The sequence below is a fragment of the Xanthomonas sp. NCPPB 3174 genome, from assembly GCF_056725205.1.
Genome location: NZ_CM161517.1, coordinates 3,116,640 through 3,132,513, shown reverse-complemented (window position 1 = coordinate 3,132,513; position 15,874 = coordinate 3,116,640). Strand labels below are relative to the sequence as shown.

The window sequence follows — 15,874 nt, the reverse complement described above, 5'->3', positions numbered from 1 at the left end:
GACGGCGGGCGACGCGGCGGCTCAGGCCGCCAGCGATTCGGCGCCGGGTTGCAACTGGCCCAGCAGCGACGGCACGTCCAGGATCAACGCGACCCCACCGCTGCCGAGAATGCTGGAGCCGCTGATGCCCTTGACCTGGGCGAAGACCTTGGAGAGCGGCTTGATCACGGTCTGCCACTCGCCGAGCAGGGTGTCGACCACCAGGCCGAACCGCTGCGCACCCTGGCGGATCACCACGATGCTCTCGCGCGCCGGCGGCGCGCCGGCGATGGCGAACAGCGAGCGCAGGCGCACGTAGGGCAGCACGTTGCCGCGCAGGTCGATGTACTCGCTCTGGTAGTTCGGCGCGAACTCCACGCATTCCTCGACCACGTCCAGCGGCACCACGAACACCGACTTGCCGACCCCGACCTGGAAGCCGTTGATGATCGCCAGGGTCAGCGGCAGCCGCACCGAGATGGTGGTGCCGACGTCCTGCTGGCTGCTGATGTCCACGCTGCCGCGCAGCGCGGCGATGTTGCGCTTGACCACGTCCATGCCGACCCCGCGGCCGGACAGGTTGGTGACCTTCTCGGCGGTGGAGAAGCCCGGCTCGAAGATCAGCGCGAACACTTCGCGGTCGGAGAGCTGGCGGCCGGGTTCGATCAGGCCGCGCTCCAGCGCCTTGGCCAGGATCCGGTCGCGGTTGAGGCCGCCGCCGTCGTCGCTGATCTGGATGACGATGCTGCCGGAATCGTGGAAGGCGTTGAGCCGCACCGTGCCGCGCACCGGCTTGCCGCGCGCCTGGCGCACCTCGGCCGGTTCGATGCCGTGATCCATGGCGTTGCGCACCAGGTGGGTCAGCGGATCGGCGATCTTCTCCACCACCGACTTGTCCAGCTCGGTGTCCTCGCCATTGACCACCAGCGCGATGTCCTTCCCCAGCTCGCGGGCGACGTCGTGGACCACGCGGTGGAAGCGGCTGAAGGTGCCGCCGATCTTGACCATGCGCAGCTGCAGCGCGCTTTCGCGCACCTCTTCGACCAGCCCGGCCAGGATCGAGGTGGATTCCAGCAGTTGCGCATCGCCGGTACGCTGGGCGTTGGCGCCGGTGCTGGCGACGGCGATGATCAGCTCGCCGACCAGGTCGATCATGCGGTCCAGCTTGTCGGCGTCGACGCGGATCGAGCCGCCGTCGCCGCGCGCGCCAGCGGTCTTGGCCGGGCCGGCGCTTGCGGCGGTGGCGGCCGCTGCCGCCGGCGTGCTGGCCAAGGCGGGCGCGGCCGCCGCCGGCGCGTCGGCACTGTCGAACCCGGCGAAATCGTCGGCACTGGCCTGGCTGCCGGCCTCGGCCACCAGCAGCGGTAGATCCAGGTTGGCGGCGTCGCCCTGCGGGTCCACCGCCAGCACCTGCAGGTCGCAGTCGTCGCGCACGAATTCGAAGATGTCCTCGATCGCGGCCTGTTGCGCGTCGCTGCGCAGCAGGATGTCGAAGCCCAGGTAGCAGGCCTCCGGATCCAGGTCCGGCAGCGCCGGCACGCGGTCGTGGCGGGTGCGCACCGCTTCCAGGCTGCCGAGGCTGCGCAGGCAGCGGATCAGGTGCAGCGGCGAGTTGCCGAAGCGCAGCGCATCGGTGAACAACTGCAGCGAGATCCGCCAGTAGCCGGTGTGCGCGGGCGCGGCCGGCGCTGCCGCGGCGGCGCTCGCCTTGGCCGCCGGCGTGGCGGCGGGTTGCAGGTAGGTCTGCAGGCGTTCCAGCAGCGGCGCGCCGTCGGCGGTGAGCGTGGCTTCGTCGGCCTTGCCGCCGGCCGCGGCTTCCACCAGCGCGCGGATGTGGTCGCAGCAGGCCAGCATCAGTTGGATCAGCTCCGAATCCAGCGCGACGGCATGCTCGCGCACCAGGTCCAGCACGCTCTCCACCACGTGGGTGAAGCCGACCAGTTGCGCCAGGTCGAACAGGCCGCCGGAGCCCTTGATGGTGTGGGCGGCGCGAAAGATCGCGTTGACCGCATCCGGACCGGCTTCGCCGCGCTCGGCTTCCAACAGATTGCGCTCCATGTCCTCGAGCAGGTCGCGGCTCTCGGCGATGAAGGTCTGCAGCAATTGATCCATGTTCATGTCGTGCTGCCGATTAGTGAAGGGTGTCGTCGCCGACGCGCTCGAACGCGTCGTCCAGGCCGAGCAGGGCCAGCGCATCGCCGACCGCGGTGCTGCAGCCCTCGAGCTGGAATGGGCGTCCCAGTGCGCGCAGTGCCGCCTGGGTGGCCAGCAGCAGCTGCACGCCGGTGGCGTCGATGTCGGTCACCTCCTGCAACTGCAGGCGCAACCCGCCGGGATGCTCCAGCGCGGGCAGCAGCAGCGGCTTCAGTTCGGCCGCGCGGCGGATGGTCATGTCGCCGTCCACGATCAGCTGCAGCGGCGGATCCTGTTCGTCGGGGGGCGTCGAGCGCATGGCGGGTCTCCGGCAGTGGGCGAGTGAAGAGCCGGCGGCACGCCCGGAAGGGCACGCGCAGGCTGCGGTACCAGCGATATCGGCGCGTACGGGAAATATTTAGAAATATTTAGCCTGCGTGAACCATTTGTCTCGCGGGCTGCACGCGAGCCTGAGCGGTTCAGACCGGTGCCACGATACGCATCCCATAACCGCGCCGGTGCGGTGGGTCCCCATGTCGTTGCACGCGGCGTGCCAATCGCAAGACGCGTGAAGGCGTCAACATGTCAACGCGAGGCGTCGATGCGCAGCCGTGATCTTCATGTGAAGATCACTGGTGAAGCGATCAATCACATGCGAGCGCGTGCCATACGCCACCGCATGCGCGATGGCGTCTCAGCGACAGGGAAAGATGGCCGGCGTGCGCGTGCGCATCCAGCGGCGCCGCGGGGATGGACGCGGGCAGGATCGCCCGCGTCGCTCAGCGTGGCGACAGCGCGGTCAGCAGGCCGCGCGCGGCATTGAAACGGTCGGCCGCCTCCGGCAGCGGCAGCTTGAGCTTCAGCTTGTCCGGGCCATCCATCGCGTACAGCCTGGGCTGCTTCTGGATCATCTGGATGATGGTCATCGGATCCACGTTGGGCTTGGCCTCGAACACCAGGCGCCCGCCGTGTTCGCCCAGTTCCAGCTTGCGGATGCCCAGCGCATTGGCCTGCAGCTTCAGTTCGGCGATCGCGAACAGGTGCTTCACCGGATCCGGCAGCAGGCCGAAGCGGTCGATCATCTCCACCTGCAGTTCGCGCAGGCCGTCGCTGTCGCGGGCGCTGGAAATGCGCTTGTACAGGGTCAGGCGGGTATGCACGTCGGGCAGGTAGTCGTCGGGGATCAACGCCGGCACGTGCAGTTCCACTTCGGCGCCGCGCACTTCCTCGCCGGCGTCCAGGTCCGGCAGCTTGCCCTGGCGGATGCTGCGCACCGCGCGTTCCAGCAGCTCGGTGTACAGGCTGAAGCCGACCTCGGCCATCTGCCCGCTCTGGTCCTCGCCCAGCAGTTCGCCGGCGCCGCGGATCTCCAGATCGTGGGTGGCTAGGGTAAAGCCGGCGCCCAACTCGTCCATCGAGGCGATGGCATCCAGGCGCTTCTGCGCATCGGGGGTGATGCTGCGCCGGTCCGGTACCAGCAGATAGGCGTAGGCGCGGTGATGCGAACGGCCGACGCGGCCGCGCAACTGGTGCAACTGCGCCAGGCCGAAGCGGTCGGCGCGGTTGATGACGATGGTGTTGGCGTTGGGGATGTCGATGCCCGATTCGATGATCGTGGTCGACAGCAGCACGTTGAAGCGCTGCTTCTGGAAATCCAGCATCACCTTTTCCAGCTCGCGCTCGGGCATCTGCCCGTGGGCGATCCCGATGCGCGCTTCGGGTACCAGTTCGCTCAGCTCGCGCTGCATGCGGCCGATGCTCTCCACGTCGTTGTGCAGGAAGTACAGCTGGCCGCCGCGCGCCAGTTCGCGCTGGAAGGCCTCGCGCAGCAGCGCGTTGTCCCACTGGGTGACGAAGGTCTGCACCGCCAGCCGGTTCGGCGGCGGCGTGGCGATGATCGACAGGTCGCGCAGGCCGGCCATGGCCATGTTCAAGGTGCGCGGGATCGGCGTGGCGGTGAGGGTCAGCAGGTGCACGTTGGCGCGCAGCGCCTTCAGCGCTTCCTTCTGGCGCACGCCGAAGCGCTGCTCCTCGTCGACGATGACCATGCCCAGGTCCTTGAACTTCACGTCCGGCTGCAGCAGGCGATGGGTGCCGACGATCACGTCGATGCTGCCGGCGGCGACCTTCTCCAGTTCGGCCTTGATCTCCTTGCTGCTCTTGAAGCGCGACAGCACCTCGACCTTGAGCGGGTAGTCGGCGAAGCGGTCGCGGAAGTTGCGGTAGTGCTGTTCGGCCAGCAGCGTGGTCGGCACCAGCACCGCCACCTGCTTGCCGGCGCTGGCCGCGGCGAAGGCCGCGCGCACCGCGACCTCGGTCTTGCCGAAGCCGACGTCGCCGCACACCACGCGGTCCATCGGCTGGCTGCTGGCCAGGTCGCGCAGGGTGGCGTCGATCGCGGCCAGCTGGTCGGGGGTTTCCTCGAACGGGAAGCCTGCGGCGAACGGCTCGTACATCGCCCGATCCACCTGCAGCGCCAATCCGGCGCGAGCCTGGCGACGCGCCTGGATCTCCAGTAGCTCCGCGGCCACGTCGCGCACCTTCTCGGCGGCCTTGCGCTTGGCCTTGGTCCATTGCTCGCCGCCCAGCGAATGCAGCGGCGCGGTCTCGGCCGAGGCGCCGGAGTAGCGGCTGATCAGGTGCAACTGCGCGACCGGCACGTACAGCCGGTCGCCCTTGGCGTACTCGATTTCCAGGAACTCGCCGGGCATGCCGCCGGCATCGAGCACGATCAGCCCGCGGTAGCGGCCGACGCCATGGTCCTCGTGCACGATCGGCGCGCCCTCGGACAGCTCGCCCAGGTCGCGGATGATCGCTTCCGGCTCGCGTCCCACGCGGCGGCTGCGCCGCGGCTGGCTTGCGCGCTCGGGGAACAACTGGCGCTCGGTCAGCACCGCGATGCGCGGCTCCTCCAGCGCGAAGCCGTCGTCGAGCGGCGCCACGGCAATGGCAAAGCGTGCAGCATCAAGCCCCTCTCCCTCTGGCGACCGCAGGGAGTCCCCGTGGGAGAGAGGGGTTGGGGTGAGGGTACGACCGCCAGGGAGTTTTGCCTGCGCTGCTGTAGAAGATGCGGACGAAGCAGTCTTCTTCGATGAGAGCCGCGCAGACGCCGCACCCTCATCCGGCGCTTCGCGCCACCTTCTCCCGGTGGGAGAAGGGAGGAAGGCAGCAAAATTTGGCAGCACCTCCGGCTTCAACTCCGCGGCCGCCAACACTTCCAGCAGCGCCTCGCGGCGGCCCGGTGAATCGGCGGCGATCAGCACCCGGCCCGGATAGTGATCGAGGAAGCTCTTCAGCGCCGCGCCCGGCGCGGCGTCCTTGGCCGCCACCGGCAGCGGCGGCAGCGGCTGGTCGCCCAGCGCCTGCGCCTCGTCGATGCGTGGATGGTCGGCGGCCCACACGTCGATGCGCGGCAGGCCGTTGAGGCGTTCGCGCAACACGTCAGGTGCCTGGTACAGCTCTTCCGGCGCCAGCAGCGGGCGCTCCACGTCGTGGCGGCGTTGCTCGTAGCGTGCCTGGGTCTGTGCCCAGAACGCATCGGCGGCGGCGCCCACGCCCGGCGCGATCAGCGGCAGCACGTGCTCGCCCAGGTAATCGAACAGGGTGGCGGTGGCCTCGCGCGCGCTGCTGCTGCGGTTCTCCTGGAAGAACAGCGGCAGGTAGTACTCGATGCCCGATGGCGCCAGCCCGGCCTTCAGATCCTGGTACAGCGCACTGCGCCGGGTGTCCACGTCGAAACGTTCGCGCAGCGCGGTCAACACCCGCTCCACGCTCGCATCGTCCATCGGCACTTCGCGCCCGGGCAGCATGCGCACCGCCTGCACATGGTCCAGCGAACGCTGCGACTCCGGGTCGAAGGCGCGGATCGAATCGATGTCCTCGTCCAGCAGTTCGATGCGCAACGGCGCGTCGGTGCCCATCGGGTACACGTCGAGCAGGCCGCCGCGCACGGCGAAATCGCCCGGGTCCATCACCTGCGGCACGTTGCGGTAGCCGGCGCTTTCCAGCCGCCGCTTCTCCGCATCCAGGTCCAGGCGCTGGCCCACGCGCAGGTCGAAACTGCCGCCGACGATGTAGCGCAGCGGCGCCACCCGCTGCATCAGCGTCTGCACCGGCACCACCACGATGCCCTGGGTCAGCGTCGGCAGCCGGTGCAGCGCGGCCAGGCGCTGGCTGACGATGTCAGGGTGCGGACTGAACTGGTCGTAGGGCAGGGTTTCCCAGTCCGGGAACGGCACCACCGGCAGGCCCGGATCGTCGCCGAGCAGGCTGTGCAGGTCGGCTTCGAGCTGATGCGCGCTCTGGTTGTCGCGGGCGACCACCAGCAACGGCCCGCGGTGCGCGGACGCGGCGCAGGCGATGTGCCAGGCCAGGGCAGTGGAGGACGCGGGAGCGCGCCAGTGCGCGCGGAGCTGGCCGGACTTGGGCAGCGGCGGGACGGGGAAGGGAAGGGGCGGCATGGACCGTGGAGTTTAGCAAAGCCGGGTGCCGCGACCGGCGCGGCGCAACCCGGGAAACGCGGCGCGCCGGTTGGCAGCGCGGGCGGGGATGGCGGAGAGTGGTTCGGTGCGCGGGGACTCAGTTGCCCAGTTCCAGCACCACCCGCACCAGGTCCGGATTGTCCGGATGCGGCATGCGCTGGAAGCCCAGCGACTCGGCCAGTTGCAGCATCGGCACGTTGCGTTCGAGCACGTCGCCGTAGAGCCGGTCCAGGTACTTGCGGCGCGCCCACTTGACCAGCTTGCGCATCAGCTGCCGGCCCAACCCTTGCCCGGAGACGAAGCTGCTGACCAGGATCGCGTACTGCGCCTCGCGGGTGCCGGGGTTGATCGCCGCGCGCGCCACCGCGCCGACCACGGCCTCGCCCGGCGGCAGCGGCTCGGCGGCGACCAGGATCAGTTCCGACTTCGGATTGGGGTGGGTGAGGCGTTGCGCCATGTCCTCGGTCAGTTCCTGCGTCGAATGCAGGAAGCGCTCGCGGATCTCGGTCGGCCCGAGCAGGCCGAAGGCACCCTGCAGCGGCGCGCTGTCCTCCGGCCGGATCGGCCGGATCAGCAATTCGCGTCCACTGGGCAGGGTGAAGGTTTCATGCCACGGAGGCATGCGGTTGCGGGTAGCCATGGCCGTATGATCCTCGACGAAGCCTGGATTCTCGCATTACCAAAACCTTACGCCCGTGAACGCAGCGTCCTGCCGATGTGCCGTCGGGGTGGTCTTGCTAGAGTGGCGCTTCGTTCAAGGGAATGCACGACGATGAAGACCTCGCATGCCGTGGCCGTCTCCGCGGCGATCGGGCTGGGCCTGGCCACGCTGCTGGTGGGGCTGCTGGTGGGCGGTGGCAGATGGCTGCTGCGCGTGCAGCACCACGACGCGCCGACCGCCACCACCGCCGCTCCAGCCGCCGATGCGGAGCAACTGGCGACGCAGGCATTGGCTCCGTACCAGGCGCGCCTGCAGGCCACGCGCCGGCCGGTGCTGCAGGTGCAACTGCAGCCGATGGCGCAGGACGATCGCCTGGCCAGCAAGGTCGGCGGCCGTCCTTACTGGACCGGCGACAGGCCGTATCCGCACGCGGCCGACGGCCAGCCGCTGGCGCTGCTGGCGCAGATCGATCTGGCGCGGATGCCGCCGCTGCCCGGCTACCCGCGCCAGGGCATGCTGCAGTTCTTCATCGGCGGCGACGACGACTTCTACGGGGCCAACTTCGGTGGTGCGCGCAGCGACCTGGCCGCGCTGAGCGAACAACGTAATTTCCGCGTGGTGTACTGGCCGCAGCCGAAGGCGTCGGCGCGGCAGGCCGAGGTGCCGTTGCCGGCGGCCGACACGCTGCCGTTCGATCCGGCGCGGCCGCGGGCAATGCGGTTCGACGCCGGCGAGGAAACCATCGGCAGCAGCGATGTGCGCTTCGAGCAGGTGCTGGGCACGCCGCTGGAGCAAGTGGCCGCCGCCTACGCCAAGCGCAACGCGGTGTCGCAGGATGCGGTGGACGACGCGCTGTTCGATGCGCTGAGCCGTGGCGGCAACAAGCTGGGCGGCTACCCGGAGTTCACCCAGGAAGACCCGCGTACCCTGCAGGACAAGCAGGTCCTGCTGCTGCAGTTGGACAGCGACGAGGAGATGATGTGGGGCGACAGCGGCGTCGCCAATTTCTTCATCGATCCGGACGACCTGCGGCGCGGCGATTTCAGCCGGGTCGCCTACAACTGGGACTGCTTCTGAGCGCGCGCACGCCGCGGCGCCGGCACCTCACGCCTCGCGCTTGAGCCACTCCAGGCGCGTGCTGGCGCCAGCCTCGCCCAGGTGCGCCTTCAGCGGCGGCAGCGCCTGCGCCAGCGCCTGCTCGAACTGCCAGGGCGGATTGAGCAGCAGCATGCCGCTGCCGTTGAGCCGCAGCGGCGAATCGTCCGGGCGCACCTGCAGTTCGGCGACCAGCGCCGACGCCACCGGCAACGCCGCGGCCTTGCGGAAGAACGGCTGCAGGCTGCGGCGCTGCTTGATCGGATACCACACCGCGCACACCGCCTGCGGCCAGCGGCTCAGGGTCTCGCGCAGCGCGGCCACGATCAGCGGGTACTCGGCGTCCTGCGCTTCGTAGGGCGGATCGATCAACACCAGTCCGCGGCCGATCCGGTTGGCCCCGGACTTCGGCGGCAGGAACGCCTTGATCGCCGCATAGCCGTCGCCGGCATGCACCTGCACGCGGCGGTCATGGGCGAACAACGCCTTGAGTTCAGCGGCTTCCTCGGGCTGCAGTTCGCAGGCGGCCAGCCGGTCCTGCGTGCGCAGTGCCTGCGCCACCAGCAGCGGCGAGCCAGGATAGGCGACCAGCGCTCCCACGGGGTTGTCGGCCTGCACTGCGCGCAGGTAGCGCTCCACCACCTCCGGCAGGGTCGGCTGGCCCATCAGCCGCAGCACGCCGGCGACCGCCTCGCCGGTCTTGCGCGCCTCGCTGGCCGCAAACAGGTAGCGGCCGCGCCCGGCGTGGGTATCGAGCACGAAGAACGGGCTGTCCTTGCGCTTGAACGCATCGAGCAGCGCCAGCAGCACGATGTGCTTGAGGACGTCGGCATGGTTGCCGGCGTGGAAGGCGTGGCGGTAATTCATCCGCGCAGTGTACGGGGCGCCACGTCGGCCGGCCACGCCTGCCGCGATGCCGGGCAGGGCGTCTCCGCAGCCGCGGTACACTAGGCGGGCGGCCGCTCGCGGCCGCGGCGCTTTCCGGGCCTGCGGCCGGACGGCGTGGACGATTGGGCCTGTGCACCCGGGCGCAGGCGTCGTCGCAGCGTTCGGGTGCGCAGTGCCGATGCCGGGTGGCGGTCGGCGAGTGCCACGGTCTGCATGTCGATGTCTTCTTCCCTGTTGCTCGGTGTTCTTGCACTGGCACTGCCGTTCGCCGCATGCGGCGCCGCCCGTGCCGAGCCATCCAGCCCCCGCCCGGCACAGACTGCGGCGTTCGATGCGCTGATCGAGGATGTCGGTGCGCACGGCAAGGACATGGCCGCCGACGAGCAGGCCTACCGCGTCGCGCATGCGCGGCTGCAGGCGCTGCTGCCTGCCAGCGACCCGGTGCGGCGCGCACGCCTGGACGCCTTCGATTGCCAGCATTTTCCGCAGGGTCCGGCTGCGGCGGTGGAGCAGGCGCGGCGCGGCGCGCGCGGCGCGATCGCGCGCACCCATGTGCAGGTCCGGCTGGAGTACCTGCTGTGCGAAACCTATGCGCTGTACAACGACGGCCAGCGCCCGGCCTATCTACGGCCCGCCACCACGATCCTGGCGCTGACCGACGCGCAGCGGTTCCCGCGCCTGCGCGCGGCGGCCCTGCGCATGCGTGCCTTCGCCGAGCGCGACGCCGGCCACTACGCGCAGTCGCTGCGCACCTTGCAAGAACTGCGCGCGCTGGACGCACGGCGCGATGGCGGCTGGGTGGCGCTGCTGACCCTGATCGGCATCGCCGACGCCTACCTGGACATGGGCCTGCCGGACCTGTCGCAGCAGGTCGTCGCCGAGGTCCTGCAGCGGGCCAGACAGGGCGATGGCGGCTACATGCAGGCGCTGGCGGTGGAGCGCGAAGGCGCGATCGCCGAACAGCGCGGCGACCTGCCGGCGGCGCTGGCCGCCTATCTGCGCGCGGCGGAACTGCATGGCCGGCATCCGCAGGAAGGCTCGCAGGCGTCGTTGCTGCTGCGCGCGGCCCGGGTCAACGCGCTGCTGGGCAACCTGCCGCAGGCACGCGCGCAGCGGCAGCAGGCCGAGGCGCAACTGGTCGCGATGGGCGCCACGCGGCTGATGCGCGCGCGGCGCGACTATGTGGACGCGCTGATCGCCGAACGCAGCGGCGATGCGCGGGCCGCACTGGCGCTGGTCGAGCGGGCCGAGCAGGGCTACCGCGCCAACGGCGATCTGCGCAGCCTCAGCGACGTGCTCGACCTCAAGGCTACGGCCTTGCGCGCGCTGGGCGCCTGGCGCCAGGCGCTGGATGCGCGCGAGGCGCAGATGCGCGTGCAGCAGGAACTGGACACGCGCATGCAGCGCGAGCAATCGCAATTCCTGATCGCCGAGTCGGAAAGCCGCGAGCGCGACCTGGCGGCGCTGCAACTGGCGCAGAAGGCCGAAACCCAGCGCAACCGGCTGCAGGCGATGGAGCGCGAGGCGACTCTGCGGCGCGTGTTGCTGGGCGCGGCGCTGCTGTTGCTGGTCGTACTGGGCGGCGTGCTGTTCCTGACCCTCGGGCGCCTGCGCGGCGCCCGCCGCGAAGTGCGCATCGATAGCCTCACCGGCGTCGCCTCGCGGCGCCAGGTGCTGGCCGAACTCGACACTGCGCTGACTGTGTTGCCGCGCGGCGGGCGCATGCCGCTGTCGGTGCTGGCGCTGGACGTGGACCACTTCAAGCGGATCAACGACGAGCACGGCCACGCCGCGGGCGACCAGGTGCTGCGGCTGGTCGCCACGACCTTGCGCCAGCGCGTGCGCAGGAACGACAGCTTCGGCCGCACCGGCGGCGAGGAGTTCCTGGCGTTGCTGCCCGGTGCCACCTGCGCCGAGGCAAGCCAACTGGCCGGCCAGCTGCGCGAGGTGCTGGAACGGCAGGCGTTCGACGCGGTCGTGCCGGGCCTGCGCCTGACCGTCAGCATCGGCGTCGCCGAGGCCGGCGCCGGCGAGAGCAGCCAGGCGCTGCTGGCGCGCGCCGATGCGGCGCTGTACCGGGCCAAGCACGGCGGCCGCAATCGGGTGGAACTGGCGGCACCGCCGGGCGCGGCCAGTGCGCGCGGCGGCCGCAGCGGCTGACGCTCCGCCTGTCCGCATCGGGTTCTGCGCGAGGCTGGTCGACGCCGGCGATGGCCACACAGGCTGCCGCGGCGCCCGCGCGGCGGCTATGCTGCGCGCCATGTCCATGCCTGCCGCCGCCTGTGTCCTCGTGGTCGAGGACGAATCCGCCATCGCCGACACCGTGCTGTACGCGCTGCGCAGCGAGGGCTACGCGGTGCGGCATTGCCAGCTCGGGCGCGAGGCGCTGGCGCAGCTGCGCGAGGGCGGCATCGACGTGGTGGTGCTGGACGTGGGCCTACCGGACCTGAGCGGGTTCGAGGTGTGCCGCACGCTGCGCGGCTTCAGCCAGGTGCCGGTGCTGTTCCTGACCGCGCGCAACGAGGAGATCGACCGCGTGCTCGGCCTGGAACTGGGTGCCGACGACTACATGGCCAAGCCGTTCTCGCCGCGCGAGCTGGTCGCACGGGTGCGGGCGCGGCTGCGGCGCCCGGCGGTGGTGGTCGGCGATGCCGACGCCGGCTGGCAGCAGCACGGCGATTTCGCCATCGACCGCGACGGCCGCCGCATCCGCTGGCGCGACGCGCCGCTGGAGCTGACCCGCTACGAGTACGCGCTGCTGGCGGCGCTGTTGCAGCGGCCCGGCGCCATCCTCAGTCGCGCGCAACTGATGGACCGCGGCTGGGACAGCAGCGCCGACAGCGCCGACCGCACCGTCGACACCCACATCAAGACCCTGCGCGCCAAGTTGCGCGCGGCCGGTGCCGTCCACGACCCGATCCGCACCCACCGCGGCCTCGGCTACGCGCTGGAGGCCTGAGGTGCGGCTGGGGCTGAAGCTGTTCCTGGGCTTCTTCCTGATCGTCGGCGTGGCCGCCTTCTTCGTGATGCGGGTGTTCGTCAACGAGGTCAAGCCGGGTGTGCGCCAGGCGATGGAATCGACCCTGGTGGACGCGGCCAACGTGCTGGCGCAGATGGCCGCGCAGGACCTGAAGGACGGGCACATCGCCAGCGGCCGCTTCGCCCGCGACCTGGCCGCCGCGCAGCGGCGCGATCCGCGTGCGATGGTCTGGCGCTTCCCCAAGCACAGTGTCGACTACCGCGTCACCATCACCGATGCGGCGGGCATCGTGGTGTTCGACTCGCGCGGGCAGGACATCGGCCGCGACAACGCGCGCTGGAACGACGTGTACCGCACCCTGCGCGGCGAGTACGGCGCCCGCTCCAGTCCCGAGGCCGATGGCGACCCCAACCACACGGTGATGCATGTGGCCGCGCCGGTCTACGATCCGGCCGAGCCGCAGCGGCTGATCGGCGTGCTGACCCTGTCCCAGCCCAACCGCAGCATCGAGCCGTTCATCGTCGCCAGCCAGCGCAGCATCCTGTTGCGCGGCGCCTGGCTGATCGGCATCTCCGCGCTGATCGGCATTCTGATGACCTGGGGCCTGCTGCGCGGCATCGGCCGGCTCAACCGCTATGCGCAGGCGGTCAGTGCCGGTGCGCCGGTGCCGCCGCCGCCGCCGCGCCGCGACGAGATCGGCGATCTCGGCCGCGCGCTGGAGACCATGCGCCGCAAGCTGGAGGGCAAGCAGTACGTCGAGCAGTACGTGCAGTCGCTGACCCATGAGATGAAGAGCCCGCTGGCGGCGATCTGCGGCGCCGCGGAACTGCTGCAGGAGCCGCTGCCGGAGCCGGAACGGCAGCGCTTCGTGCGCAACATCGCCGAGCAGCAGCAGCGCCTTACCGAGACCATCGACAAGCTGCTGGCGCTGGCCGAGGTGGAACAGCACGGCTGGCTGCAGCGGCGCGAACCGGTGGCGCTGGCGCCGTTGTGCGGGGACCTGGCCGAAGCGCTGGCGCCGCAACTGCAGGCGCGCGGACTGCAGTTGCAGGTGCAGGCACTGGATCCGACCTTGGTGGTGTCGGGCGATCCCTATCTGCTGCGGCAGGCGCTGCACAACCTGCTCGACAACGCCATCGCCTTCTCCCCGGAAGGCGCGAGCATCGTGCTGCGCGCCGAACGCGGCGCCGATGCGCGCGTGCTGCTGGTGGTGGAGGACGCCGGTCCGGGCGTTCCCGACTACGCGCTGGAGCGGGTGTTCGAGCGTTTCTATTCGCTGGCGCGGCCGGCCACCGGCCAGCGCAGCTCCGGCCTCGGCCTGCCGTTCGTGCGCGAGGTGGCGCGCCTGCACGGTGGCGACGCCAGCCTGCGCAACCGCGACGGCGGTGGCGCGGTGGCCTGCCTGGCGTTGCCGCTGGCCTGAGCCGGAGAGCGCTCGTGTAGGAGCGGCTTCAGCCGCGACCGTGCGCTCCCGGTAGAGCCCTTCGCGGCTGAAGCCGCTCCTACAGTAGGGCATGCCGCGTCGACGGGATGCCGGCCACCAATCCCGATTCCCCAATCCCGGCTCCTCCCACTTCACATCCACTTCAAATTCGCCTCAAACCCCGCCCACTCGGCGGCCGCATCCTGGCGCCCTCCCAAACCCAGAGGCCGCCATGAAATCCCTGAAGCTGCTGTTGCGATTCGCCACCATCGGCGGATTGATCCTGTTGTTGCTGATCCCGCTGATGATGATTCGCGGCACCGTGCAGGACCGCCAGCACTACCGCGACGAGGCGGTGGAACGGGTGTCGCAGAGCAAGGCCGGCGAGCAGCGCCTGCTCGGGCCGCTGCGGGTGATCCCGTGGACCCAGGAGCGCGACGTCGCGGTGCTCGACGCCGACGGCAAGCGCGTGACCAAGCGCGAGACCGAGACCGGCTACGTGCTGCAGGCGCCGCGGCGGCTGCAGGTGGAGGGCGAACTGAAGCCGTCACAGCGCCATATCGGTCTGTTCAAGGTGCAGGTGTACAGCTGGCATGCGCGGCTCAAGGCCGAATTCGAGGATCTCGACTATGCCGCTGCCGACGGCCGCCGCTACGGCACACCGTACCTGGCGATCGGCCTGCAGGACGTGCGCGGCCTGGTCGGTACGCCCAACCTGCGCGCCGACGGCCGCGCGCTGCCGCTGCAGCCTGGCTCGGAAGGGCTGGCAAACATCTCCAAGGGCGTGCACGCGGTGCTGCCGGCATTGCGCGATACGCAACAGGGCCGGCTGACCGACCTGCACGATGTGCAGATGGAGTTCGTGCTCGACGGCACCCAGGCGCTGTCGATCGTGCCGGTGGGCGACGACAACCAGATCGCGCTGAGTTCGCCGTGGCCGCATCCGCTGTTCGGCGGCCGTTTTCTGCCCAACGAGCGCCGTATCACCGCGCAGGGGTTCCAGGCGAGCTGGGCGCTGTCGTCGCTGGCGACCGGTGCGCAGTCGCAGCTGGCCTCTGGCGGACAGGATCTGGACGCCTTGCGGGTGGATCTGGTCGACCCGGTGGACGTGTATACGCAGGCCGAGCGCGCCAGCAAGTACGGCCTGCTGTTCGTGGTGCTGACCTTCGTCGCCTTCGGCCTGTTCGAACTGATCAGGCGCCTGCCGATCCATCCGCTGCAGTACCTGCTGGTCGGCCTGGCGCTGGCGATCTTCTTCCTGCTGCTGCTCAGCCTGTCCGAGCACATCCCGTTCTGGCAGGCCTATCTGGTCTCGGCGGTGGCCTGTATCGGATTGCAGTTCTTCTACCTGTCCGGGGTCTTGCGCAGCCGCCTGCGCGCGGCCGGCTTCGCCAGCATGCTCACCGTGCTGTACGGCGCGCTGTACGGCCTGCTGGCCTCGGAAGACAACGCCTTGCTGATGGGCTCGCTGCTGCTGTTCGGCATCCTCGGCGCGATCATGTGGATCACCCGCCGGATCGACTGGTACGAACTCGGCGCGTCGTTGCGCTGAGCCGTCGCGAGGAGATCGGACATGGTCGCGCACCGTCATCTGCATCGGCGTCTGCAGGCGCTGCTGCCCGCCGCCCTGGAAACCCATGGCCTGCACCCCGGCAACCTGCCGGCGACGCTGGCGCGCAGCGCGCAGGCGGCACTGGTCACCGCCGCCGACCGCGGCGGCGCCCTGTGGCTGCGCCTGAGCGAACGCAGCCGCGCGGCACTGGCCGGCGACGCGGCGACGTTCCTGGGCGGCGCACTGCAGGCGCGCGCGGCCCTGCCGGGCGATGCCGTGCCATGGCGCTACTGCCCCTGGCGCGCGCTGCGCCGCGATCCGGTCCGGAGCGGGGCCGCGGACGCGGACGCGGAGGACGCCAGCGGCGCGTCGGCGGCGGGTTTCGTCACCTGGGAGGCGCAAGGTCGCGCGCGCCTGCTGGTCTTGCCGGCACAGGCGGCGCTGCTATGCCGCTGGTGGCGATGAGGGTGGGTGGCCGTGCCGATCGCCGCTACAGCGGGGCCGGATCGACATCGGCCATCGACGACAGGAACACCGACGGTGGCAGGACGCCACCGCCGGTCACAGGACGGGCAGGACGCTCATGCAGGGATGCGGCAGGGACGTGCGCGCAAGGACATCGCCAGGCAGTGCAAGGAAGCGCAGGCTTCACAGGACGGGCAGGACGCCCCCGCAAGGAAGC

At 70.5% G+C, this 15,874-nt stretch carries 11 protein-coding genes; 6 read left to right on the top strand and 5 right to left on the bottom strand.

Features of this window, described 5'->3' with window-relative positions; translation table 11 throughout:
* Positions 1-21: 21 nt before the first annotated feature.
* The 4 genes from AC1PK7_RS13890 to AC1PK7_RS13875 all read right to left on the bottom strand — a co-directional run bounded on the left by AC1PK7_RS13890 (position 22) and on the right by AC1PK7_RS13875 (position 7,233).
* A complete protein-coding gene (locus AC1PK7_RS13890) occupies positions 22-2,097 on the bottom strand; it encodes a chemotaxis protein CheA (protein ID WP_481098512.1) in 2,076 nt (691 codons plus the stop codon).
* Between the two features lie 13 nt (positions 2,098-2,110).
* Positions 2,111-2,431 (bottom strand): STAS domain-containing protein, encoded by a 321-nt coding sequence (locus tag AC1PK7_RS13885; protein ID WP_010343460.1) that lies wholly within the window; start codon positions 2,429-2,431, stop codon positions 2,111-2,113.
* Between the two features lie 460 nt (positions 2,432-2,891).
* Positions 2,892-6,572 (bottom strand): transcription-repair coupling factor, encoded by a 3,681-nt coding sequence (gene mfd / locus AC1PK7_RS13880; RefSeq protein ID WP_481098511.1) that lies wholly within the window; start codon positions 6,570-6,572, stop codon positions 2,892-2,894.
* Positions 6,573-6,690: 118 nt separating this feature from the next.
* The gene (locus AC1PK7_RS13875; RefSeq protein WP_010343463.1) at positions 6,691-7,233 is read right to left on the bottom strand and encodes a GNAT family N-acetyltransferase; all 543 of its coding nucleotides are present in this window, start codon (positions 7,231-7,233) and stop codon (positions 6,691-6,693) included.
* A 132-nt stretch (positions 7,234-7,365) separates the two neighbouring features.
* Between AC1PK7_RS13875 and AC1PK7_RS13870 the strand changes: the two genes are divergently transcribed.
* A complete protein-coding gene (locus AC1PK7_RS13870; RefSeq protein ID WP_481098510.1) occupies positions 7,366-8,331 on the top strand; it encodes a YwqG family protein in 966 nt (321 codons plus the stop codon).
* A 27-nt stretch (positions 8,332-8,358) separates the two neighbouring features.
* Here AC1PK7_RS13870 and AC1PK7_RS13865 read toward each other — a convergent pair whose 3' ends face one another.
* Positions 8,359-9,216 (bottom strand): 23S rRNA (adenine(2030)-N(6))-methyltransferase RlmJ, encoded by an 858-nt coding sequence (locus AC1PK7_RS13865; protein ID WP_209246385.1) that lies wholly within the window; start codon positions 9,214-9,216, stop codon positions 8,359-8,361.
* Positions 9,217-9,456: 240 nt separating this feature from the next.
* Here AC1PK7_RS13865 and AC1PK7_RS13860 point away from each other — a divergent pair, with 240 nt between their 5' ends.
* From AC1PK7_RS13860 to AC1PK7_RS13840, 5 genes are all read left to right on the top strand, one after another.
* The gene (locus tag AC1PK7_RS13860; protein ID WP_481098509.1) at positions 9,457-11,397 is read left to right on the top strand and encodes a GGDEF domain-containing protein; all 1,941 of its coding nucleotides are present in this window, start codon (positions 9,457-9,459) and stop codon (positions 11,395-11,397) included.
* A gap of 88 nt (positions 11,398-11,485) precedes the next feature.
* Positions 11,486-12,196: a two-component system response regulator CreB gene (creB, locus tag AC1PK7_RS13855; RefSeq protein ID WP_481098508.1), complete on the top strand. Its 711-nt coding sequence runs from the start codon at positions 11,486-11,488 to the stop codon at positions 12,194-12,196.
* A gap of 1 nt (position 12,197) precedes the next feature.
* A complete protein-coding gene (gene creC, locus AC1PK7_RS13850; RefSeq protein WP_481098507.1) occupies positions 12,198-13,640 on the top strand; it encodes a two-component system sensor histidine kinase CreC in 1,443 nt (480 codons plus the stop codon).
* Positions 13,641-13,872: 232 nt separating this feature from the next.
* The gene (gene creD / locus AC1PK7_RS13845) at positions 13,873-15,192 is read left to right on the top strand and encodes a cell envelope integrity protein CreD (RefSeq protein ID WP_420007338.1); all 1,320 of its coding nucleotides are present in this window, start codon (positions 13,873-13,875) and stop codon (positions 15,190-15,192) included.
* Between the two features lie 21 nt (positions 15,193-15,213).
* Complete coding sequence (locus AC1PK7_RS13840; RefSeq protein WP_481098506.1) at positions 15,214-15,657, top strand: hypothetical protein; 444 nt, start codon at positions 15,214-15,216, stop codon at positions 15,655-15,657.
* Positions 15,658-15,874 lie beyond the last annotated feature (217 nt).